Origin of the sequence: Nocardiopsis kunsanensis DSM 44524, assembly GCF_000340965.1 — a bacterium.
GTDB lineage: Bacteria > Actinomycetota > Actinomycetes > Streptosporangiales > Streptosporangiaceae > Nocardiopsis > Nocardiopsis kunsanensis.
Genome location: NZ_ANAY01000011.1, coordinates 265,083 through 286,053, shown reverse-complemented (window position 1 = coordinate 286,053; position 20,971 = coordinate 265,083). Strand labels below are relative to the sequence as shown.

The following is a 20,971-nucleotide window of genomic DNA, read 5'->3' as shown; positions in this document are numbered from 1 at the left end:
AACCGGAAGAAAAGGATGGACCGGCACGCCCGCGGAACCCCGCGTTCGTCTCGCTCGGTCTTCTTCTACTGTACCCCCGTGCCCGAGTGCTCGTGACGGGTTCGGGAGAACCCGCCCGTGGCGTGGGCTACACCGGAGCGGACGCCCGGCTCCCGGTCCCCGGGGGCCGCCAACGCCGGCCCTCCGACGAGTGACGAAGCGTCCGGACCCGGTGCAACGGGGACCTCCCCTTCGGTATTCCCGTCGGCCCCTGCTCTCTTCCACCGGCGACGTGCCGGCCGTACCCGTACAGGGCCGGGCCGCCCCGGGTCAGAGCTTCTGGATCGGGGCGTACTTGACCATGAGGTCCTTCTCCCCGATGTCGGCCCCGAAGTCGATACGGGCCTTGGTCTTGTCCCCGCCGCCTTCGACGAGCTCCACCCGGCCCATCCCGAAGGAGTCGTGGTTGACGAGGTCACCCACGCTCAGGCTCGGGGCCGGGGACGCCGAGCCCCGCGAACGGCCTCCGCCGCGCGGTCCGCCACCGAAGCCGGAGGAACCGAAACCGCCGCCGATGCCGCGGCTGGGCGGCGGGGCGAGTGCGGCTCCCTCCCGCTTCCACTCCACGTACTGCGAAGGGATCTCGTCGATGAAACGCGAGGCCGGGTTGTAGGAGGGGGTCCCCCAAGCGCTGCGCACCGCGGCGCGACTGACGTAGAGCAGCCGCTGGGCGCGGGTGAGCCCCACATAGGCCAGACGGCGTTCCTCCTCCAGCTGCTGCTTGTCCCCGAGGGTGCGGTTGTGCGGGAAGACACCGTCCTCGAGCCCCGTCAGGAACACGACGGGGAACTCCAGCCCCTTGGCGGCGTGCAGGGTCATCAGCGTGACCACACCGCCCTCGTCGTCCTCCTCCGGGATCTGGTCGGTGTCGGCGACCAGGGCGATGCGTTCGAGGAAGTCCACGAGGGTGGGCTCCCCCGGGTCGGTGACGGTTTCCTCCCCGTCGTCCTCGGGTGGCTCCTCCTCCACGAGCGCGGCGAAGGTGTTCTCGAACTCGCGGGCGACGTCGACGAACTCCTCGAGGTTCTCCACCCGTGTCTCGTCCTGGATGTCCTTGGACCCGGTGAGTTCGGACAGGTAGCCGGTCCTGTGCAGTACGGCCTCGACGACCTCGGCGGGGGTACTGTCGGGCACGATCGCGGCGAGTTCGTCGAGCAGGGCCACGAAGTCGCGGACGGCGTTGGCCGAACGCTTGGCGATACCGGGCGCCTCGTCGACGCGGCGCAGGGCCTGCGCGAAAGTGGTGCGTTCCCGGGCGGCGAAGAGTTCGACCGCTTCCTCGGCGCGTGCGCCGATGCCGCGCTTGGGCACGTTGAGGATGCGCCTCAGGCTCACGGTGTCCTCGGCGTTGGCCAGGACCCGCAGGTAGGCCAGGACGTCGCGGATCTCCTTGCGCTCGTAGAAGCGCACGCCGCCGACGATCTTGTAAGGCAGCCCGGTGCGGATGAAGACGTCCTCGAAGACCCGGGACTGGGCGTTGGTGCGGTAGAAGATCGCGACCTGGGACGGGGTGACCACGCCCTCGTCGGTGAGCCGGTCGATCTCACCGGCGACGTAGGCGGCCTCCTCGTGCTCGTTGTCGGCCACGTATCCGACGAGCGGGGTGCCCTCGCCCTGTTGTGACCACAGATTCTTCGGGGGCCGGCCCTCGTTGCGTTCGATGACGGAGTTGGCGGCCGACAGGATCGTCTGGGTGGACCGGTAGTTCTGCTCCAGCAGGATCGTGCGCGCGCTGGGGAAGTCGCGCTCGAACTCCAGGATGTTACGGATCGTTGCGCCGCGGAAGGCGTAGATCGACTGGTCGGCGTCGCCCACGACACACAGTTCCGAGGGCGTGACGGTGCTGCTGTCGGGGTCCTCGGTGGTGCCGACGAGTTCGCGCACGAGCGTGTACTGGGCGTGGTTGGTGTCCTGGTACTCGTCGACGAGCACGTGACGGAACCGGCGCCGGTAGTACTCGGCGACGTCGGGAAACATCTGCAGCAGGTTGACGGTGACCATGATGAGGTCGTCGAAGTCGGCGGCGCCGGCCTGGTGCAGGCGGGTCTGGTAGAGGCGGTAGGCCTCGGCGAGTTTCTTCTCCTGGTCGTTCTGGGCCTGACCGGCGAAGGTGTCGTAGTCGATGAGCTCGTTCTTGAGGTTGGACACCTGCGCCGAGAAGGAACGGGGCGGGTAGCGCTTGGGGTCCAGGTCGAGCTCCTTGCAGACGAGCTGCATGAGCCGCTGGGAGTCGGCGGAGTCGTAAATGGTGAAACTGCTCGGGTACCCCAGGCGGTGGCCCTCTCGGCGCAGGATGCGCACACACGCGGCGTGGAAGGTCATCGTCCACATCGTGTTGGCTGCGCGGGCACCGAGGAGGGCCTGGATGCGTTCCTTCATCTCGGCCGCCGCCTTGTTGGTGAACGTGATCGCGAGGATCTCCCCGGGCCGTACCCCGCGTTCGGCCATGAGGTGGGCGATGCGGTGGGTGAGGACACGGGTCTTGCCCGAACCGGCACCGGCCACGATCAGAAGTGGACCACCACTGTGCGTGACGGCGTCGCGCTGGGGACCGTTCAGACCTTCGAGAAGCTGCTCTTGGGACGACACGTCCCCCAGGTTACGGGCGCACGGGGACGTTCGGTCCCGGGGCGCCGTCCGCCGGTTGCGCGCGCGGAGGACGGGACCTCGGTGACAACCGCTCCGGCGCCCGCTCTAGGCTGGTTCGTTCCGGGTCCCTGTGCGGGACCACAGACGTGTTCTACAGGGGGTTCCTTCACCATGCGTGTGTTCGTCGACTGTGATCCTGGGATCGACGACGCGGTCGCGCTGGCCTACTTGGCGGCCCGGCCGGAGGTGGAGATCGCGGGGATCGGCGCGGTCTTCGGCAACAACGCCGTCGAGGTCACCGCCGACAACGCGCTGCGGCTGCTGGAACTGTACGGGCGCCCCGACGTGCCGGTGGCCGTGGGCGCCTCGCGTCCGCTCGTGCAGGAGCCGCGTCTGGCCCCGCACGTGCACGGCGCGAACGGCCTCGGCGACGTGGAGCTGCCCGAGCCGGCACGCAAGCCCGTGGCGGAGTCGGCGCCCGAACTCCTGGTCCGGTTGGCGCGGGAGAACCCCGGGGGCCTGGACGTGCTCGCGGTCGGGCCGCTCACCAACCTTGCGGTCGCACTGGGGCTGGAGCCGAAGCTGCCGTCGCTGGTGCGCAAGCTCGTGGTCATGGGCGGCGCGGTCAGCGTCCCGGGCAACGTCGGCCCGCACGCGGAGGCCAACATCGTCAACGACCCGGAGTCGGCCGAGACCGTCCTGGGCGCCGGGTTCGACCTGGACCTCATCGCGCTGGACGTGACGATGGAGACGGTCGCCTCCCCCGAGTGGCTGGCGGAACTGGCGGGAACCCCCGGGGAGAAGGCCCGGCTCACCTCGGCCTTCCTCGACTTCTACGCGGGTTTCTACAGCAAGCTCTTCGGCGTGCGCCAGTGCGCGATGCACGATCCGCTGGCCGCGGCCGTTCTGGTCGATCCGCACCTGGTCACGGGGGCCTTCGAGGCGCCGCTGCGGGTGGAGACCACCGGCACTCTGACACGCGGTATGACCGTGGCCGACCGGCGTCCGCAGCCAAGCCGGGACGATCGCCGGCCGGCTCGGATCGTCACGTCGGTGGCCGAGGCCGAGTTCCTGCGCCGGATGCTCGACGCCCTGCGGTGAAGCGCGGCGGGAGCGTGCGCCCCGTCCAGGCCCCGCCCCTTATCCGGAGGCCGGTTCAGACCAGGCGGCGCGCGGTCGCCCACCGGCTGAGTTCGTGCCGGTTGGAGAGTTGGAGCTTGCGCAGTACCGAAGAGACGTGGGTCTCCACGGTCTTGACGGAGATGAACAGCTCCTTGCCGACCTCCTTGTAGGCGTACCCCCGGGCGATGTGGCGCAGGACCTCGCGCTCGCGCTGGGTGAGGCGGTCCAGTTCGGGGTCGACCGGCGGGGCGTCGGTCGCCGAGAACGCGTCGAGGACGAACCCGGCGAGACGGGGCGAGAAGACCGCGTCGCCGTCGGCGACCCGCACGATCGCGTCGGTGAGTTCGCGGCCGGAGATGGTCTTGGTGACGTAGCCCCGGGCTCCTCCGCGCACGATCCCGATGACGTCCTCGGCCGCGTCGGAGACCGACAGGGCCAGGAAACGGATCTGCGGGTACCTGCTCAGGACCCGTCGTAGCACCTCGACCCCGCCGCCCCCGGGCAGATGGACGTCCAGGAGCACCAGGTCGGGCTGTTCCTCCCCGATGACGTGCACCGCTGCGTCGACGTCGCCGGCCTCTCCGACGACCTCGACCCCGTCACCGAGTTCGCCGCGTACCCCGCTGCGGAAGAGGCGGTGGTCGTCCACGATCACGACACGGGGTACCGCGTCGCCTTCACTGAAGCTGGTCTTGTCATCGTCCACACTGCGGACCCTACCCACAGGGGCGCGGTACACGGTCCCAGCTGTCCGGTTCCGGTCGCCACGGGGTTCAGAACTGCGGGATGCGGGGCATACGGAGCTGGACCTCGGTGCCTTCCCCCGGAGCGGTGCGCACACGGGCGGTGCCGCCGTGGCGTTCCATACGGCCGAGGATGGAGCCGCGCACACCCATACGGTCCTGGGGCATTTCCTCCAGATCGAAGCCGACTCCGCGGTCGCGTACGAAAACCAGGACTTCCTCCTCCTCGACCTCGCCGAAGACGGAGATGGTCCCGGTGTCGGCGTACTTGGAGGCGTTGACCATGGCCTCGCGGGCGGCCCGGAGCACGGCGCTCAGCCCGTCGTCGATGTCGCAGTCGCCCACACACACCACCTCGATGGGCACGCCGTGCTCCTCCTCGACCTCGGCGGCGACCCGTTCCAGACCGGGTCGCACCGTGGTCTCGGCGTCGGCGGGGCGTTGGTAGAGCCAGCTGCGCAGGGCCCGTTCCTGGACCCTGGCCAGGCGCTGGACCTCACGGGGGTCCTCGGCGCGGCGCTGGATCATGGTGAGGGTGTGCAGCACGGAGTCGTGGATGTGGGCGGCGATTTCGGCGCGTTCGGCGTTACGGATGCGTTCACGGCGTTCCTCGTCGCGTTCGCGCACCAGGCCGATGATCCAGGGTGCGGCGACCAGACCGATCCCGGCGATGATGGTGAAGGCGAAGGTCAGGCCGGCACGGGCGTTCTGGAGCTGCTCCTGGAAGACGAGGAAGCCGATGACGCCCACGACGATGAGGAGCACACCTGTTACGGCCCGCATGAGGGCCTTGCGCCCCACCGGGACGACGTCGGTGCTCATCCACTCGTCGCGTTGGGCGGGGTTGGCCTGCTGCCAGAGGATGACGGCGCCCAGGGCCCCGAAGACCATGAACCACAGGAGCGGGTCGAAGACGCCTCCGAACAACAGGAACAGGAGCCCGAGGCCGAGGGCCAGGGCGGTGTAGGCGATGAGCTGGGAGACCTCGCGGCCCTTGCGCTGGTGGTCGGATCCTGTTTCCTCACCCTCCGCCGCCTCCTCCTCGGGCACGAAGAAGTACAGGGCCAGGTAGACCGGTACACCGACACCGCCGATGGACAGGGCCATGAACGCCAGCCGGACCACGACAGGGTCCACCATGAGGTGGCGGGCCATCCCGGAGGCCACCCCCACCAGGAGTCTGCCGTGCACCGCGCGGGTGTACCGCGGGGTGTCCGTGGGCGCTTGTGCCACCGCCCGATCACCGCTTCCGTCGTTGTCCTTGGTCCGGCGCGTCCCGCACGGACCGGGGCCTGCCACCCAAGAATGCACGGTTCGGGCACCGTCGGTCATCGGGGCACGGCCCTGGTCGGGTCGTGGGGCAGGTCAGGGACACGGTCAGGGTCGTCCCCGATGTGCGCGGGAGCGGTGCTGCGCGACGATGAGACGGTGCCACCGAGGGAAGACGGTGCTGCTGGGAAAGGATGCGACATGGTTGACACCCCGGGGCCGGGGGTGCCCGAGAGCGGGGATCCGCCGGGTGCGTCCACCAGACGCATGACGGAGCTGCGCAAGGGCGAGGACCATGGGTTCACGGGGGTGTGCTCGGGGTTGGGCGCGTACACGGGGGTGGACCCCGTCGTGTGGCGGGCCGCCTTCGTACTGACGGCGTTCGCCGGAGCCGCGGGGCTCCTTCTCTACATCGCGGCATGGATGCTCATGCGCGGTGCCGGGGGCGGGCCCTCGACCCTGGAGCAGATGCTGAACCGGGCGTTCCCGCCGGCTGCGGTCCTCAAGCTGCTGGCGCTGGGGTTGGCGTTGGCGACGGCGATGAGTCTGGTCGGCGGGTTCGGCTGGGGCACGATGGTCCTGGCGACCCCGCTCATCATCGGCCTGCTCTCGGCTCGCAACCGGGGCGTGGACCTGCGGGCGACCTTCCTGGGGCTTCGCGGGGAGATGAGCCGGGCCGAGCCCGCGCCGTCGGTGCCCGTACCCGGGCCTTCACCTTCCTACTACAACCCGGCCCAGCCGTGGACGTCGGCCTCGGCCGGACCGGTCGACCTCGCGGTGGTCTCGGAACGTTCCGGACACGGCTCGCCCCTCGAGGAGAAGGAAGAGCCGGCGGGGGGCCGGGAGAAGGGCACCGAGCCGGAGCAGGGACCGAAGGGGTTCCCGATGGTGTCGGCCGTGTGGTGGTCGTTGCTCGCGGCCGTGTTCCTCGCGCCGATGCTGTTCTTCGGTCGGGACTCGGTGTTCTGGAGCAAGGAGACCGCGCAGTTGCTCATCGGTCCCGATACGGGGGTCTTCTTCGCGGCGGGCGCGCTCGCCCTCGTGGGGGTCCTCGCGATCGTGGGCGCCTGGTGGGGCAACACGTCCGGGCTGTGGTGCCTGGGGGTGCTGCTGACCCTGCTGGCTGCGACGGTGTCGGTGACCGACCTGGCCCGGGTCGGGTCCGCCAGGTGGGAGCCCCGCACCGTCGCCGAGCTGGAGGAGGGCGACCACCGGGTGACGTTGGGCAGCGGGGTCATGGACCTGCGGATGCTGCACGAACTGGAACCGGGTGATGCGGTGGACGTGGAGATCTCCGTCAACGGGCACACCGAGGTGCTCCTGCCCGAGCACGCACGGGTGGCGCTCACCGCACGCGTCGGTCTCGGGAGCGTCCAGGAGGGCGGGGAGCTGGGGCCCTCCGGTGCCGGCGTGGAGTTCGACCGTGTCTACGAGCCCGTCGAGGAGGCGGACGACAGCGGCGCCGAACCGCCGGTGATCAATCTGAGGACCGACTCATACGTCGGGCACGTGGAGGTGCGGCATGGCTGATCGGGGAACTGACTGGGGATCGGTGGTCGCCGGGCTGCTCTTCGTGGGCCTGGCGGTGGCGTTCGTCCTGCGTGGGACCGGTGACTGGTCCTTCAGCGTGTGGTGGGTGCTGCCGGTGCTCGTGGTGGGTCTTCTCCTGGCTGCGGTGGCCCGTCGGTTGTCGCGGCGCACCGCTTCGGCCGAGACCGGCGTGGCCACGGAGCCGGAGAGCAGGGCGGAGCCGGAGGACTGACTCCGGGCCCGGCCTTCAGGAGGGGCGGTGCTCGGCGATGGCCGCGAACTGCTCCACGGTGAGGGACTCGCCGCGTGCACGGGGATCGACCCCGGCGGCTCGCAGGGCCTCCTCGGCTGCGGGCGCGGACCCCGCCCACCCGGCGAGGGCGGCGCGCAGGGTCTTGCGGCGCTGGGCGAAGGCGGCGTCGATGGCGGCGAAGACCTCCTCCCGGGTGGCGGAGGTCGCGGGTTCGGGGCGGCGGAGCAGTTCGACGAGCCCGGAATCGACGTTGGGCGCGGGCCAGAAGACGTTGCGTCCCACGGCACCGGCCCGGCGGGCGGAGGCGTACCAGGCGACCTTGGCCGAGGGCACTCCGTAGATACGTCCGCCGGGCTGTGCGGTGATGCGGTCGGCGACCTCGGACTGGACCATCACCAGGACCCGCCGGACACCGGGCAGCAGTTCGAGCAGGTGGAGCAGGACCGGCACGGAGACGTTGTAGGGCAGGTTGGCCACCAGGGCGGTGGGTTCGGGCCCGGGGAGTTCCTCGACCCGCATGGCGTCGGCGGGAACGACGGTGAGCCGGTCGGTGAGGTCGGGGGCGTGCTCGGCGACGGTGCCGGGGAGGGCCTCGGCCAGGCCGGGGTCGACCTCGATGGCGGTCACGTGGCGTACGTGCGGGAGGAGAGCGAGGGTGAGCGATCCGAGCCCTGGTCCGACCTCGACGACCACGTCCTCCTCGGTGACGCCGGCCACGCGCACGATGCGTCGGACGGTGCCGTGGTCGATGACGAAGTTCTGGCCCAGGGTCTTGGTGGGCCGGACACCGAACCGCTCGGCGAGGGCGCGCACGTCGGCGGGTGTGAGCAAGCGGGAGCGGTCGGCGGGATCGGGTTCGGGTGTCTGTGTCACCCCATTATCCTGCCATCCCCGCGGGACCGCCCCCGGTCGGTGGCTCCGGCGGTGGCGCCCGTGACCGCCGGAGCGGACGGGCCCGTTACGCACGGGCCGCGTGGTCACTGGTGCAGGTGGACCCCGCACACCGGCCACTGGCTCTGCCAGTTGCCGTCGACCGCGTTGTAGAGCTGCTGGGCCCGCTGGGTCTGTTCGTCCGGGCTGGCCTCGGAGGGCAGGCCGGTGCCGCCCACGGACTGCCAGGTCTGCTCGCTGAACTGGTAGAGGCCGTAGTAACCGCCCGCGGAGTTGACGGCGGTCGGGTCGCCGCCGGACTCGCACTCGGCCAGTCCGGCCCAGTTGAGGTCGCCCGCGGCTCCGCCGCCCTCGGGGGCGGAGCCCTCCTCCTGCTGGGTCCCGACCTTGACCAGGCCATCGACGGGTTCGGTGATGACCTCCTCGCGGAGCTGGTGCTCGTGTTCCTCGCCGTTGCGGAGGATCGTCGCGGTCGTGACCTCCTTGACCCCGTCCTCGGCCTCGGTGACGACCTCGCGCTCGCCCTCCGGCAGGTCGGGGTCCTCCTCCTCGACCTCCTCCGCCTCGATGGGGACCTCCTCGACCTCGGGTTCACCCAGGACGGGGGTGATGTCGACGACCATCCCGTCGGTGGCCTCCTCCTCGGGCTCCGGAGAGACGATGTCGTGCTCGCCCGGTTCCGTCCCGGCTGCGTCGAGGACGTCCTGCACGGTCTCGCCGGTCGTACGGACCTCGGTGCGCACGGTGTCGTACATGACGACCATGCGGGGCGCCCGTTCGGCGGTGACGTCCAGGCCTTCCTCGGGGATCTCGGCCCCGAGGTCCTCGGACAGCTCGACACCCTCGGGGTCCAGTCCGAGTTGGGGCAGCCCCTCCTCGAGGGTGGCCGCGTGGACTCCGCCGGAGACCTCGTGTCCGTCGATCTCCACGGTCAGGTCCCGCTGGGAACGCACGAGGACGTGGTCACCGGTACCGATCTCGGTGTCGGGTGAGGGCGCGACGGCGTCGTTCTCCCCGAGGGTGATGTCGGCGGAGTCGAGAACGTCCTGCACGGTGCCGCCGAAAGTGTGCACGGTCTGCTGTTCACCGTCGTTGTCGAGAGTGACGCTGTTGTCCATGGCGTAGGCGGTGCCCCCGCCGACGACGACCAGGGCCAGGGCTGCACCGGCGGCGACGAACACTGCTGGTTTGATGCGCGGTCCGCGGCGCGTACTGCCGCGGCGACGACCAGAGTTACGGGTTCCGGACATGACGGGAGCTGCCCTTCCGAGGGACTGGAGCGACGAGAAGTGTCTGGCGCGGGTCAACGCCTCACTGCGACTGCACATTAACACCCCCACCGAAACGCATCCAGAAATCATCCGAAATCTGCAAGCAAGGGCGCGGTACACACGGGTCGGGGTGACGGGAGCCACGCGGGCACGCCACAATGAAACCGAGTCTCGTTCTACTCAAGGAGAGCACCAATGGGCACCGGCCCCCTGCACGGAATCCGCGTCGTCGAGTTCACCGGGATCGGCCCCGCACCCATGGCCGGGATGCTCCTGGCCGACCTGGGTGCCAGCGTCATCCGCCTCGACCGCCCCGCGGCAGCCGACGCCATGAACGCCGGTGCACCCGGCCCGCACATGAGCGAGGGCCGGACCGTCATGGCGGCAGACCTGAAATCCGAGCAGGGCATGGCTCTGGCACGCGACCTCGTCTCCCGCGCCGACGTCCTCCTCGAAGGGTTCCGGCCCGGGGTCCTGGAACGCCGCGGCCTGGGTCCCGAGGACGCCCTCGAGCTCAACCCGGGCCTGGTCTACGCGCGCGTGACCGGGTGGGGCCAGGACGGCCCGCTCGCACACACGGCCGGCCACGACATGAACTACGTCTCCCTCAACGGGGCGCTGCACTCGATCGGCCGCCGTGGCCAGGCGCCCGTCCCCCCGGTCAACCTGCTCGGTGACTTCGCGGGCGGAACCATGTTCGTGGTCACCGGTGTACTCAGCGCCCTCGTCGAACGCCAGACCTCGGGCCGCGGCCAGGTGGTGGACGCCGCCATGGTCGACGGCAGCTCCCTCCTGCTGTCGATGATGCTCGAGGACCGCCACCGGGGGAACTGGTCAGACGAACGCGGTACCAACTACCTCGACACCGGCGCCCCCTGGTACGACGTCTACGAGTGCGCCGACGGACGCCACGTCTCGGTGGGCTGCATCGAACCGCAGTTCTACGCCGCTTTCCTCGACGGCACGGGGCTGGCCGGCGAGGACCTGCCCGACCAGTGGGACCGCGAGGCCTGGCCGACCCTGCAGGCCCGTTTCGCCGAGGTCCTGCGCACCCGCACCCGCGATGCGTGGGCCGAGGTCTTCGAGGGCACCGACGCCTGCGTGATGCCGGTCCTCTCCCCCGAGGAGGCCCCCGACCACCCGCACGTGGCCGCCCGCGGCAGTCTCACGCGCGAGGAGGACGGACGGGTCGTCGCCGGGACCGCGCCGCGCTTCGACCGCACCCCCGGCCGGGTCACCCGCGGCCGGGCACAGCCCGAGACCTGGCGCACCCTGGAGGAATGGGGCATCGACCCGGCCTGAACGGTCGCTTCCGGTCGTCGGCGCAGAGAGGGCCTGAGACGAGTCACATCGCCCGCGGGGAGGCGGAACGACACGGCCACGACCATGCGTCACTCACGTCACGAATCGGCCACATCACTGTGGTACAGTCCGGGGCTGGAAGGGCCTCTCGGCTACATGAAGCGGTACCCGGTACCATGAATGAGCGGCCGTCGGCCCACTGACCCCGGGCCCCGCACGGCACGGCCCCCGCCGGCCGTCGGGAACCTCCATCCGGCCGTGGGAGGGAATGCCGGCCCCCACGGGAAGGTTCCGGGTTCTCAAGGGGTGTTGAGCCACCCGGTCCCGAGACGCCGAGGGCCGGTTCACCCGCCGGGACCGCCCATGGAACTCTCAGCTGGAGCGGGACGTCCGACGGACAGCCGTGCTTTCCCACACAGACCAGGAGACGACAGCGTTCCGTCCCCGACCCCCGGCCCGGGGGCATCACGCGAGGAACCAGATGAACCGACAGTTTGGCCTTCCCGGTAACACTCCGAAAGCAGTTGCCGACACGCACGCCTGGGGCGGTGTTCCACCGTCCACTCCGACCCATCGGGTGCGTCCTGAATTCGCCGGAGTAGCAATGCCCGACCTGAACATCTCCTCCACCCTGCATTCCGCCGGGCGTGTCCTGGCGCTGAACGGGGAGATCGACATGGCCACCGAGGACCGTTTCCAGGAGGCGGTCGTCGAAGCCCTGATCACCCAGCCCCACGGCCGGGTCGTCCTCGACTGCAGCGAGCTCCGCTTCATCGACTCCAGCGGCCTGCGGGTGCTCATCCGGGCACACAAGACCGCCAAGGAGCAGCAGGCGCTCATGGCCATCGCCGCACCCATCCACCGGGTGATGCAGACGCTGCGCGTGACCTCCCTGGACACCCGCATCCCCGTCTTCGGGACCGTCACCGAGGCGCTCACCGCCCCGAACTCCCAGTAGGAACACGGCCGCCGCACCGTCGGCGAGGACGACCGGTACCGTCCACCGGTCGCTCCAGCGCTGCTAACGAAGCAGCAACAACCACACACCCAGCCCGGTCACACCGAGATTGACCAGGGCGAAGATCACCACCCACAGCGTGCCCGGCAGGCCCGTGAGCCTGGCCAGTTGGTCGGCGTCGGAGTGGGGCGAAGGGTTGCGCACGCGCTGCGACTGCAGTTCGAGGACCGGGCGCACACCGGCGAAGAGCAGGAACCAGATGAACAGGTAGGCGAACGCCGCCTGCACCTCCGGTTCGGTGTACCAGCTCACGCCGAAGACGACAACCCCCGTCGCGACGACCGAGATCACACCGTAGACATTGCGGATCATCACGAGCATCAGCGCGAGCAGCAGGATGCTCAGCCACAGCAGTGCCGTGATCCGGTCGGCCATGAGCATGAGGATCCCCAACAGCCCGACCACCGACGGCGCCACATAACCCGCGAACACCGTCAGCATCATGCCCGGCCCGGTGGGCCTGCCCCGGGAGACCGTCACCCCGGAGGTGTCCGAGTGCAAGCGGATCCCCGTGAGCTGTCGACCGCTCAGCAGGGCCACGAGTGCGTGCCCGCCCTCGTGGGCGATGGTGACGACGTTGCGCCCCACACGCCAGGTCGGGCCGAGCACGACCGCCAGCAGCGCCACCACCGCGGCACCGACGACGATCCACCGCTCCGGCTCGGGCTGGACCGTGAGGACCTCCTGCCACACGTCTCCGAAGGTTGTTCCCATCGCTGCTCCCTGGGTCGACTGCGGACGGGCCCGACCGCAGCGCACACGACCTCGTGGGGGAATTGCGGGGGACGGGCCCTCGCCGAACTCTAGGACATCTCAGAGATCTCCGCGTGACCGGAGCTTTTCCGGTCGGAAGCGACTTCTCACCCCTGGTTCTCGGACTCAGCGAGCTCCCGCAGCCGCAACAGCGTGTGCTCGATCGCCTGGGCGTTCTTCCTCGGGAAACCGACCAGGATGTACCAGAAGGAGGGGCCGCGTGAGTAGTCGAAGGTCTCCTTCACCCGGGTCCCGCCGTCCGGCAGGTCACTGAGCTCGTACCCCCAGCGCTGCGGGCCCGCGGTCTTCCAGACCAGGCGCCGGCCCTCCTCGAACTCCACGACCTTGTTGCTCATCCGGTACGGGACCCCGAACATACGCATGTCCACGCCGAAACCGCTGTCCGGGCCCAGGCGTTCCGGGCCGAAGGTCTGGCCGCCCACCGAGCCGGACCCGTCGATCTCGGAGTGGCGGGCAGGGGCGGCGATGATGTCGAAGACCACCGAAGCAGGGGCCTCGATGTCGATGCTGCGGGAAACCTTGTGGTTGGCCATGGCCCCATACTGCCAGCGGTTCCCGAGCGCGTTCGCCCCGGACCTCGGGCCCCGGCCCGTCCGGGCGGACTCGTTCCCGGCCGCGGCGGGCGGTCACAGTCCGATGAGCCCGGAACTCGGGTCGGGAGCCATCAGGATCAGGAAGGTCCCCACCCGGATCAGCACGTTGAGCCAGAGGTTGCGGTAGCAGGACCACAGGTACCCGTAGAACAGCCCGGCCGCACCGTAGGTGGCCATCGCCAGGCCTGTGTCCTTGATCAGGCCCTCGCCGGGCAGTTGGGAGACCGCGTCGAAGTTCTGGATCAGTGCGTAGGTGAGCGCGAAGATCACCGTTGAGGCGACGATGCCGCCCCAGCGCCCCATGTAGACCTCCAGCCGGGTCTGGAGCATGGAACGGAAGAAGGCCTCCTCACACAGCGATATGACGGTGAAGGCGGCCAGGAAACCCACCAGGCCGAAGCCCAGCTGCGGGTAATCGCTGTAGGGCAGGAACACGGCCCCCATGAGCGCCAGTGTGACCACCACCGGCAGCAGCCCGCCCCACCTCCACGGTGCATTCGGCCTCAGGACGATGTTCGGCATCTGTGTGCCGCGTCCGTCGGTGGTCACGCCCGACCGGTCCAGGACCAGGATCGGGAGGGTGAACAGGAACAGCAGCCGACTCACGAGCGAGACCGACATCGCCAGGTCGGCGCCGACCTCGGTCTCGAAGATGCCGAAGAGCCGGCTCAGTACCACCATGGACAGCAAGAACGCCGCCAGGAGGAACAGACACCACGCCACTTCGAAGCGGAGCGGATGGCCGACGAACGCACGGATGATCTGCTCGTCCAGCCAGCGCCGTTCCCCCAGTGTCCGCACCATGGCCCACATGAGCAGCCCGCCGGCCAGCATGGCGCCCCAAGAGCCGAGGTAGTACGGGAGGCTGTCGCCGAACACGTGCGTACGCACTTCGGTCGGCAGTCCCACCGTCAACACGACGAGCACGACGGCTAGGGCGGTCCACGCCAGGAACCCCCACCTTCGAATCGTGGTCACAAGTGTCCCCCCTGTCTCAGAACACCCATTCTGCCTATGCCGCAACTAAACGCTGCTTAATCCCCACGGCATGTTGCATCGCGAAGAACTGACAACAGCCATGCACAAAAACGCACAGAACGCACATGACAGAAAAAGGGAAACCTCTGCTGCGCACCGGAATTCACCACGCGGCGGCAGGAGTAAAAACAAGGGAAGCGGACAAAGGATCGGCCACACGCGGGCCACCCCCGTCGAAGGGACGGCAGCCCCTCCGGAAACGACAAGAGCGGGACCGAGAGTCACTCGGCCCCGCCCCGAAGCGGTGCGCGTCGGGCGCGTGCCCGACCGGGGGGATCTCCTACGCGTCGTCCTCGACGACCAGCGGATAGACACCGTTCTCGTCGTGGACCTCACGGCCGGTCACCGGCGGATTGAACACGCACAGGACGCGGAAGTCGGTCTTGGGACGGACGGTGTGGTGCTCGTGGCCGTCGAGCAGGTAGAGCGTGCCCGGGGTGATGATGTGCTTCTCCCCGGTCTCTTCGTTGGTCAGCTCTGCTTCGCCCTCGATGCAGTGCACGAGCTCGATGTGGTTGGCGTACCAGAACTTCGACTCGGTGCCCGCGTACAGGATGGTCTCGTGGAAGGAGAAGCCGACCTTGTCCTTGGCGAGGACGATCCGACGGCTGCGCCAGTTCTCCGTCTTGATGTCGGCGTCGGTGTCGTTGACCTCGTCCATGCTGCGAACGATCACTGGTGACTCCTCAATCGCGCTGCTGCGCCTCATAAGTAGTGGACGGCACGGTACGGGGCCGGTCGGGGATCCCGTCTCCGGGATCTTCCGACCGGCCCCGTACCGTCAGTAGAAGTGGCAGCCACCCGGGAAAATTCCCGTGGCTCCGCACCGGCCGGGTCACGGCCCTCGGTGTGTACCGGGTCCCGCCCCGGGCCGCCCGCCCCGGAGGGGCGGAGTAGCACCGGGACAGGCTCTAGGAAGCCTGGCTCTGCTTGACCGCGGCCCGGGCGGAGTCGGCGATGATGTCGAGGCCCGTGATGAGCTCTTCCTCCGTCGCGGTCAGCGGCGGGAGCAGCTTGATGACCTCGTCCTCGGGGCCGGAGGTCTCCAGCAGCAGACCACGCTCGAAGGCCTCGGCGGAGACGCTGTCGGCGAGACCCTCCTGCTCGAAGGCCAGACCGCGGGCCATCCCGCGGCCGCGGACGTGGGCGCCGGTCTCGGGGTGCTCGGCGGCGATCTCCTGGAGACGGCCCGCGATGAGCTCACCCTTGGCCTTGGTGGCCTCGGCGAAGGAGTCGTCGCTCCAGAAACGGCGCAGGGTCTCGGCACCGGTCACCATCGCGGGGTTGAAACCGCGGAAGGTGCCGTTGTGCTCGCCGGGGCCCCACACGTCGTGCTCGCGTTTGAACAGCGTGAGCGCCATCGGCAGGCCGTAACCGCTGATGGACTTGGAGAGCGTGACGATGTCGGGAACGATGCCGGCCTCTTCGAAGGAGAAGAAGTTGCCGGTACGGCCGCAACCCATCTGGATGTCGTCGGCGATCAGCAGGATGCCGTACTCCTTGCACAGGTCGGCGAGACCGCGCAGCCATTCGGCGCTGGCGGTGTTGATGCCGCCCTCGCCCTGGATGGTCTCGACGATGACGGCGGCGGGGGCGTCCAGGCCCGAGCCGCTGTCCTCCAGGAGGGTACGCAGCCAGAGGAAGTCCGGGGTCTGCCCGTCGAGGTAGTTGTCGAAGGGCATCGTGGCGACGTGGTCGAGCGGGACACCCGCGCCGCCGCGCTTCATGGAGTTACCGGTCACGGCCAGGGCGCCCAGGGTCATGCCGTGGAAACCGTTGGTGAAGTTGATGATCGTCTGACGGCCGGTGATCTTGCGGGCGAGCTTCAGTGCGGCCTCGACGGCGTTGTTGCCCGCCGGGCCGGGGAACTGGACCTTGTAGTCGAGGCCCCTCGGTTTGAGGATGATCTCCTCGAAGGTTTTCAAGAACTCGCGTTTGGACGCGCTGTAGGCGTCCAGGCTGTGCACGATCTTGTCGTCGGTCAGGTAATCGATGAGCTTGCTCTTCAGCTCCGGGTCGTTGTGCCCGTAGTTGAGGGAGCCGGCCCCGGCGAAGAAGTCCAGGTAAGGCTTGCCGTTCTCGTCGTAGACGTGGCTTCCGAGGGCCTTGTCGAAAACGACAGGCCAGCTACGGCAGTATCCGCGGACTTCGGACTCGAGGCGCTGGAAGGTCTCCATCGTGTGTTCCTTGGTTCCTTTCCCCAAGTTCGTGGGCTCATGGCTTGGACGACGGGGCGGTACAGGATCGGTCGATCCGGTGCGGATGGTCGTCACGCTTCTTGACTCGGCCGGGCCCCGAGGGGGCCGATACGGACCAGGTCCTCCGGCTCGTGCGGAGTTCCGTCCTTCGGGAAGTGCTCCTCCCCGAACAGCGGGCTCCATACGGCTTCGGCACCCCTGTCCCTGGCGAAGGAACCGAACAGCGCCCGGGAGGCCGAGTTGTCCGGCGTCACGGTCGCTTCGAGGTAGCGCAGGCCCTGCTCGGCGATCGCGTCGCCGATGAAGTCGAGCATCCGGCGGGCCAACCGCTGTCCGCGGTACGCGGAGTCCACGGCGACCTGCCAGAGGAAATACGTGTCGGGGCTGTCGGGGCGCACGAAGCCGGTGACGTATGCGGCGACCCGACCGTCGTCGTCCCGGGCGACGACGCTGGAACGGGAGAAGTCCCGGCACCAGAGCGTGTAGGAGTACGGGGAGTTGACGTCCATTCCCGTCTCACCCGCCAGCCGCCACATGTGCGGCCCGTCCTCCGGGGACGGGTGTGACAAGCGCACACCTCCCAGGCCCGCGGCCCCTGCGGCCTCAGATCCTGTGGCCCCGTTGTCGGTCCGGTCGCGTGCTTGGAGGTCAGTTCGTTGATGTGGCACGTCGATTGAATTTAGCGAACGATCACCAAATAGGTTTCAGACCGCACGTTCGGAGATGTTTGAGCACTTCAGAATCGGGTATGGCTAGCCTATTTAGCAGCTTTTCGGGTTTACCCTCGGCGTTCGGGGCCCGCCGACCCGGAGGGCCGACGGTGCCCTCCTTCCCTTACTCACCAGGGACTCCCGGCTTCCACGCCGGGCGCTGCCGACCCCGCTCGCGGAACAGAGCGTCACAGCCCGAGAACAGGCGCCACGGTCAAACATAGGGCCTCAGGGCGACAGTTCAGGCGTGCGTTAAGTCACATCAATACGGTGGGAACCTGGGGACATAACGCCCCGAGGACTTGAAGCGTACATCACACACAGGTAACAGCGCAGGGGCTTCGCGTGCGGAATCCCCCGCCACCACGGCTTCTGCGCCCCTCGGCCCCTGCCCGGCGGCGCGACGGGCCCGCCCCCTCCCCCGAGGTCCGCGCTGCTCGGCCCCGCCACGGGCCCTTGCTCTTCCGGCGTCTTTCGACCAGACTTCATGTAGTACGACCTCATGTAGTACTACACTTGGTCGCACCGCTGTGGGGGCCCTCGGACCTCCTCGGCGCCCACAACTCTTCTCTGCGCCCGCCGTGGATCCCCGGTACGGGCCAGGATCAGCACGACGGATCGGAGGCGTCCCATGAACCGCCTGTACCACGACAGCGAGGACTGGGTCGCACAGGGCAATTGCCGCTCCTACGACCCCGAGATCTTCTTTCCCGTCAGCACCACCGGAATCGGCCAGGCCGACACCGAACAAGCCGTCGCCGTCTGCCGCAGTTGTACTGTTCGCCAAGAGTGCCTGCGGTGGGCCCTGCGAGCCGGAGAGGCGCACGGCGTCTGGGGTGGTACCACCCCCGAGGAGCGCCGCTACATGCGGCTCGAACTGGCTCCGGCGAGCTGACACGACGGCACGGGCCGCCGGTTGCGACACAGCCCGGCGGCCCCACTCACCCACCTGCACGCCCTCCATCCTTCCTCCGACGGCCCTTGCGGCCGAAGAGGGCATTGCCTAGGTTCGATCACGTGCGACCCGCCCACGGCACACTCCATCTGCTGCGCACGGCCTTCCTGGCCGGCGCGTCCACAGGGATCGCCTACGGCGGGCACAACCTCTGGGCGCCCGAACCCGCCTCCACCGGCGGTTTCCTCGCAGCGACCGCGTTCCTCTTCCCCGTCCTGCTGTTCTTCACCCGCAGTCTGCGCGGTATGGGCGACATCTTCGCGGTCCTGGCCGCCTCCCAGACCGGGATCCATCTGATCCTGCAGAGCTCGGGAGGCCCCGACCACGGGCTCCTCCTCCACGGCGCCCAACACAGCGGTCACGGCCTGCTCGCACACGTGCTGGGCTTCGCGCCGGGGATGCTGATCGCCCACCTGTGGGCCGCTCTGCTGGCCGCCGCGCTGCTCGCACACGGGGAAGCCGCCCTGTGGGCCCTGGCCTCCCTCCTCACGCGGTGGCTGCCACGCGGTCCGCGCCCTCGGGTTCCGGTCGTGCCACGGCCTGTCGCCCTTCCCCTCTCCCCGGGTCTTCCTCCCTCCCCGGTCGACCTCTCCACACACGGCCCACGCGGTCCTCCCGGCCAGGTCCTCCCCTGCGCCGAACCGGACCCCGCCCACGCGGTCCGGCCGTGAACCGAACCTGAGAGAAGGAAGATGACCATCCAGACCCCCGCGGCCCGTACGGCCGCGCTGGCCCTCGCCCCGTTCACCGCAGCCGCCCTCGTCCTGGCCCCGTCCCCGGCAGGGGCGCACGACGTACTCACCGGTTCCACCCCCGAGGACGGCCAGACCCTGGACACCGCGCCCGAGGAAGTCGTGCTGTCCTTCAACAACGCGCCGTTGGAGTCCGGGGACGGCAACGCCATCTCCGTGACCGGTCCGGACGAGGAGACCACCTACGAGACCGGCGATCTGGTCTTCGAGGGCAACGACGTCAGTACCGAGCTCGAGCCCTTGGACCAGGCGGGCGACTACACCATCGGGTTCCGCGTCGTCTCCTCCGACGGCCACCCGATCCAGGAGAGCCTGACCTTCACCGTTCCGGAGGAGGCCGTCGCCGAGGGCGCGTCCGAGGAAGAGGAAGGGGCCGGGGCCGACGAGGCGGCCGCCGAGGACACCCAGGACGAGGGTGCCCAGGAGGACACCGGCGAGGCCGCCGAGGAGACCGCCACCGAGGAGGCCGCCGACGAGGGCGGGATCTCGGGCACGGCCGTCGGCATCATCATCGCCGCCGCCGTCGTGGTCCTCGCCGGGGTGATCCTGGTCGCCGTGCGCGTGCGCAGGAGCACGCATTGACGTCCTCCCCGCCGTGAACGACGGGCACCACCCGCCCTGACGGTCGGGTGGTGCCCGCGCCTCGCGGCGCGCGCGGTTCCTGTGTAGCGGCGCACCGCCCCTGAGAGCGCAGGAAGGCCCGGTCCCCTCGGCGGGGCCGGGCCTTCGCCTGTGGAGCCGCGTGTCAGACGCGGCGGGCGAGCATGATGCTGATGTTGTCCTTGCCGCCGCCCTCCATGGCTGCCTGCCACAGGGCGTGCACGGCGGCCTCGTCGCTGCCGGCCTCGGCCATCATGCGCTCCATCTCGTCGGTGGAGACCAGATCGGACAGGCCGTCGCTGCACATCAGCCAGGTGCTGGGGTCGGAGGCCTCGTCCCTGCCCACATGAGGGACCATCGTGCCTCCGGAGCTGCCGCCCAGGGACTGCGTGATGAAGTTCGTGGTGGCCGGGCGTCCGTCCCCCGAAGGGGGGAGTACCGGGGAGTCGTCCTCGCTGAGCTGGCGCAGCCGCCCGCCCTCGACCCGGTAGGTGCGGGAATCACCGACGTTGAACCAGAAGTTGCCGTCGCCGTTGAGGAGCACACCCGCGACCGTGGTCCCCATACCGGAGAACTCGGTGTGCTGTTTGGCGTGGTCCTTGATCTCCTCGTCGATGTTGCCGAGGATCTGGGCGATGTGCTCGGGACCCTCCAGACGTGTCCCCACCTCGGCCATGCGGTGCACGGCGTGCTCGGAGGCGATCTCTCCGGCCGCCTGGCCGCCGATGCCGTCGGCCACCGCGAGGATGACGGGCTCACCGACGGGGAGGACGCACCGTACGGGCGAGCTCATGTTCGCGCCGGCGACGGTGAGAGCGCCCATGACGACGGCGTCCTCGTTGGCAGGGCGGACCGCGCCCCGGTGCGTGAGGGCGGTGACAATGACTTCCCCACCAGCGACACCCATACGCCCTTCCTCCGTTTCGTCGGCCGTGGCCGGTCGCCCGGCAACACGCGGCGCCGGACCATTGGTCGAGTCCCGTTTCAACGTCTGGATTCTGCAACCGTACCGAGCTACCGCCGGAGTCGGTCAAAATCCGCGTACATCATGGCGGAAAACACCCCGGATACGCAGTTCCCACCCGGCATTCCGCTCCCGGCAATGGGGCACCGGACACCGACCGGACGTCGCAGGTCCGTTCCGACAGTAACGGTGCACAGGCCCTTCCGGCAGAGGGCATCGGCCCTTGTGCCGGATTCGCCCTGGTTACAGGCTCGAATCGGATTTGGGACAGTCCTGAAGCAGGGTTCGGGCCAGGGAGGAGTCCGGTTCTACGTTGTCGCTCCCCCGAACCTCTGGCAGAATCGAAGCGTTGGGTGTCTA

Annotated in this window: 20 protein-coding genes; 8 read left to right on the top strand and 12 right to left on the bottom strand. The window is 69.2% G+C overall.

The features are described 5' to 3' along the window. Window positions 1–309: 309 nt before the first annotated feature. Window positions 310–2,628, bottom strand: coding sequence for a DNA helicase PcrA (gene pcrA / locus D456_RS0110015; protein ID WP_017576041.1), 2,319 nt, complete (start codon window positions 2,626–2,628; stop codon window positions 310–312). 171 nt (window positions 2,629–2,799) lie between these two features. Here pcrA and D456_RS0110010 point away from each other — a divergent pair, with 171 nt between their 5' ends. Then, window positions 2,800–3,729 carry a nucleoside hydrolase gene (locus D456_RS0110010; RefSeq protein WP_017576040.1) on the top strand — a complete coding sequence of 310 codons (930 nt, stop codon included), beginning with the start codon at window positions 2,800–2,802 and terminating at the stop codon, window positions 3,727–3,729. 55 nt (window positions 3,730–3,784) lie between these two features. Here D456_RS0110010 and D456_RS0110005 read toward each other — a convergent pair whose 3' ends face one another. Both D456_RS0110005 and D456_RS0110000 read right to left on the bottom strand, forming a co-directional pair. Further along, on the bottom strand, window positions 3,785–4,456 hold the full coding sequence (locus D456_RS0110005; protein ID WP_026115738.1) for a response regulator: 672 nt from the start codon (window positions 4,454–4,456) through the stop codon (window positions 3,785–3,787). 67 nt (window positions 4,457–4,523) lie between these two features. Further along, the gene (locus D456_RS0110000; protein ID WP_017576038.1) at window positions 4,524–5,726 is read right to left on the bottom strand and encodes an ATP-binding protein; all 1,203 of its coding nucleotides are present in this window, start codon (window positions 5,724–5,726) and stop codon (window positions 4,524–4,526) included. A 237-nt stretch (window positions 5,727–5,963) separates the two neighbouring features. Here D456_RS0110000 and D456_RS0109995 point away from each other — a divergent pair, with 237 nt between their 5' ends. Both D456_RS0109995 and D456_RS0109990 read left to right on the top strand, forming a co-directional pair. Further along, on the top strand, window positions 5,964–7,292 hold the full coding sequence (locus D456_RS0109995) for a PspC domain-containing protein (protein WP_026115737.1): 1,329 nt from the start codon (window positions 5,964–5,966) through the stop codon (window positions 7,290–7,292). Next, on the top strand, window positions 7,285–7,524 hold the full coding sequence (locus D456_RS0109990) for a hypothetical protein (RefSeq protein WP_040699010.1): 240 nt from the start codon (window positions 7,285–7,287) through the stop codon (window positions 7,522–7,524). The genes D456_RS0109995 and D456_RS0109990 overlap by 8 nt, the downstream gene beginning before the upstream one ends. A 15-nt stretch (window positions 7,525–7,539) precedes the next feature. On the opposite strand, the gene rsmA is transcribed toward D456_RS0109990, so the two are convergent. Continuing rightward, window positions 7,540–8,418 carry a 16S rRNA (adenine(1518)-N(6)/adenine(1519)-N(6))-dimethyltransferase RsmA gene (gene rsmA, locus D456_RS0109985; RefSeq protein WP_017576035.1) on the bottom strand — a complete coding sequence of 293 codons (879 nt, stop codon included), beginning with the start codon at window positions 8,416–8,418 and terminating at the stop codon, window positions 7,540–7,542. 104 nt (window positions 8,419–8,522) lie between these two features. Beyond that, entirely contained in the window at window positions 8,523–9,686 is a 1,164-nt protein-coding gene (locus tag D456_RS0109980; protein ID WP_152442525.1) for a resuscitation-promoting factor, read from the bottom strand. A gap of 216 nt (window positions 9,687–9,902) precedes the next feature. On the opposite strand from D456_RS0109980, the gene D456_RS0109975 reads away from it, so the two are divergent. Continuing rightward, the gene (locus D456_RS0109975) at window positions 9,903–11,009 is read left to right on the top strand and encodes a CaiB/BaiF CoA transferase family protein (protein ID WP_017576033.1); all 1,107 of its coding nucleotides are present in this window, start codon (window positions 9,903–9,905) and stop codon (window positions 11,007–11,009) included. A gap of 604 nt (window positions 11,010–11,613) precedes the next feature. Beyond that, complete coding sequence (locus D456_RS0109970; RefSeq protein ID WP_017576032.1) at window positions 11,614–11,967, top strand: STAS domain-containing protein; 354 nt, start codon at window positions 11,614–11,616, stop codon at window positions 11,965–11,967. Window positions 11,968–12,030: 63 nt separating this feature from the next. On the opposite strand, the gene D456_RS0109965 is transcribed toward D456_RS0109970, so the two are convergent. From D456_RS0109965 to ectA, 6 genes are all read right to left on the bottom strand, one after another. Then, complete coding sequence (locus D456_RS0109965) at window positions 12,031–12,741, bottom strand: M50 family metallopeptidase (RefSeq protein ID WP_017576031.1); 711 nt, start codon at window positions 12,739–12,741, stop codon at window positions 12,031–12,033. A 146-nt stretch (window positions 12,742–12,887) separates the two neighbouring features. Further along, window positions 12,888–13,334 carry an SRPBCC family protein gene (locus tag D456_RS0109960; RefSeq protein ID WP_017576030.1) on the bottom strand — a complete coding sequence of 149 codons (447 nt, stop codon included), beginning with the start codon at window positions 13,332–13,334 and terminating at the stop codon, window positions 12,888–12,890. A 93-nt stretch (window positions 13,335–13,427) separates the two neighbouring features. Then, on the bottom strand, window positions 13,428–14,372 hold the full coding sequence (locus tag D456_RS0109955; protein ID WP_026115736.1) for a CPBP family intramembrane glutamic endopeptidase: 945 nt from the start codon (window positions 14,370–14,372) through the stop codon (window positions 13,428–13,430). A 340-nt stretch (window positions 14,373–14,712) separates the two neighbouring features. After that, window positions 14,713–15,108 carry an ectoine synthase gene (locus D456_RS0109950; RefSeq protein WP_017576028.1) on the bottom strand — a complete coding sequence of 132 codons (396 nt, stop codon included), beginning with the start codon at window positions 15,106–15,108 and terminating at the stop codon, window positions 14,713–14,715. Between the two features lie 235 nt (window positions 15,109–15,343). Beyond that, entirely contained in the window at window positions 15,344–16,609 is a 1,266-nt protein-coding gene (gene ectB / locus D456_RS0109945; protein ID WP_017576027.1) for a diaminobutyrate--2-oxoglutarate transaminase, read from the bottom strand. A 92-nt stretch (window positions 16,610–16,701) separates the two neighbouring features. Continuing rightward, on the bottom strand, window positions 16,702–17,205 hold the full coding sequence (ectA, locus tag D456_RS0109940; protein ID WP_083904549.1) for a diaminobutyrate acetyltransferase: 504 nt from the start codon (window positions 17,203–17,205) through the stop codon (window positions 16,702–16,704). Between the two features lie 766 nt (window positions 17,206–17,971). On the opposite strand from ectA, the gene D456_RS0109935 reads away from it, so the two are divergent. The 3 genes from D456_RS0109935 (at window position 17,972) to D456_RS0109925 (ending at window position 19,629) form a co-directional block, all read left to right on the top strand. Continuing rightward, entirely contained in the window at window positions 17,972–18,235 is a 264-nt protein-coding gene (locus D456_RS0109935; RefSeq protein WP_017576025.1) for a WhiB family transcriptional regulator, read from the top strand. Window positions 18,236–18,357: 122 nt separating this feature from the next. Continuing rightward, on the top strand, window positions 18,358–18,966 hold the full coding sequence (locus tag D456_RS0109930) for a hypothetical protein (RefSeq protein WP_017576024.1): 609 nt from the start codon (window positions 18,358–18,360) through the stop codon (window positions 18,964–18,966). Between the two features lie 21 nt (window positions 18,967–18,987). Continuing rightward, window positions 18,988–19,629, top strand: a complete 642-nt coding sequence (locus D456_RS0109925; protein ID WP_017576023.1) for a copper resistance CopC family protein — start codon at window positions 18,988–18,990, stop codon at window positions 19,627–19,629. Between the two features lie 163 nt (window positions 19,630–19,792). On the opposite strand, the gene D456_RS0109920 is transcribed toward D456_RS0109925, so the two are convergent. Further along, window positions 19,793–20,554 (bottom strand): PP2C family protein-serine/threonine phosphatase, encoded by a 762-nt coding sequence (locus D456_RS0109920; protein WP_017576022.1) that lies wholly within the window; start codon window positions 20,552–20,554, stop codon window positions 19,793–19,795. Window positions 20,555–20,971: the final 417 nt, after the last annotated feature.

What these genes read in the sequence shown, in the direction of transcription:
- D456_RS0110010 (WP_017576040.1), top strand. Translation starts at nt 2,800, where the DNA reads ATGCGTGTGTTCGTCGACTGTGATCCTGGGATCGACGACGCGGTCGCG.
- D456_RS0109990 (WP_040699010.1), top strand. Translation starts at nt 7,285, where the DNA reads ATGGCTGATCGGGGAACTGACTGGGGATCGGTGGTCGCCGGGCTGCTC.
- D456_RS0109935 (WP_017576025.1), top strand. Translation starts at nt 17,972, where the DNA reads ATGAACCGCCTGTACCACGACAGCGAGGACTGGGTCGCACAGGGCAAT.
- ectB (WP_017576027.1), bottom strand. Translation starts at nt 16,609, where the DNA reads ATGGAGACCTTCCAGCGCCTCGAGTCCGAAGTCCGCGGATACTGCCGT.
- D456_RS0109965 (WP_017576031.1), bottom strand. Translation starts at nt 12,741, where the DNA reads ATGGGAACAACCTTCGGAGACGTGTGGCAGGAGGTCCTCACGGTCCAG.
- D456_RS0109970 (WP_017576032.1), top strand. Translation starts at nt 11,614, where the DNA reads ATGCCCGACCTGAACATCTCCTCCACCCTGCATTCCGCCGGGCGTGTC.
- D456_RS0109960 (WP_017576030.1), bottom strand. Translation starts at nt 13,334, where the DNA reads ATGGCCAACCACAAGGTTTCCCGCAGCATCGACATCGAGGCCCCTGCT.
- D456_RS0109995 (WP_026115737.1), top strand. Translation starts at nt 5,964, where the DNA reads ATGGTTGACACCCCGGGGCCGGGGGTGCCCGAGAGCGGGGATCCGCCG.
- D456_RS0109975 (WP_017576033.1), top strand. Translation starts at nt 9,903, where the DNA reads ATGGGCACCGGCCCCCTGCACGGAATCCGCGTCGTCGAGTTCACCGGG.
- D456_RS0109980 (WP_152442525.1), bottom strand. Translation starts at nt 9,686, where the DNA reads ATGTCCGGAACCCGTAACTCTGGTCGTCGCCGCGGCAGTACGCGCCGC.
- D456_RS0109920 (WP_017576022.1), bottom strand. Translation starts at nt 20,554, where the DNA reads ATGGGTGTCGCTGGTGGGGAAGTCATTGTCACCGCCCTCACGCACCGG.
- D456_RS0109925 (WP_017576023.1), top strand. Translation starts at nt 18,988, where the DNA reads ATGACCATCCAGACCCCCGCGGCCCGTACGGCCGCGCTGGCCCTCGCC.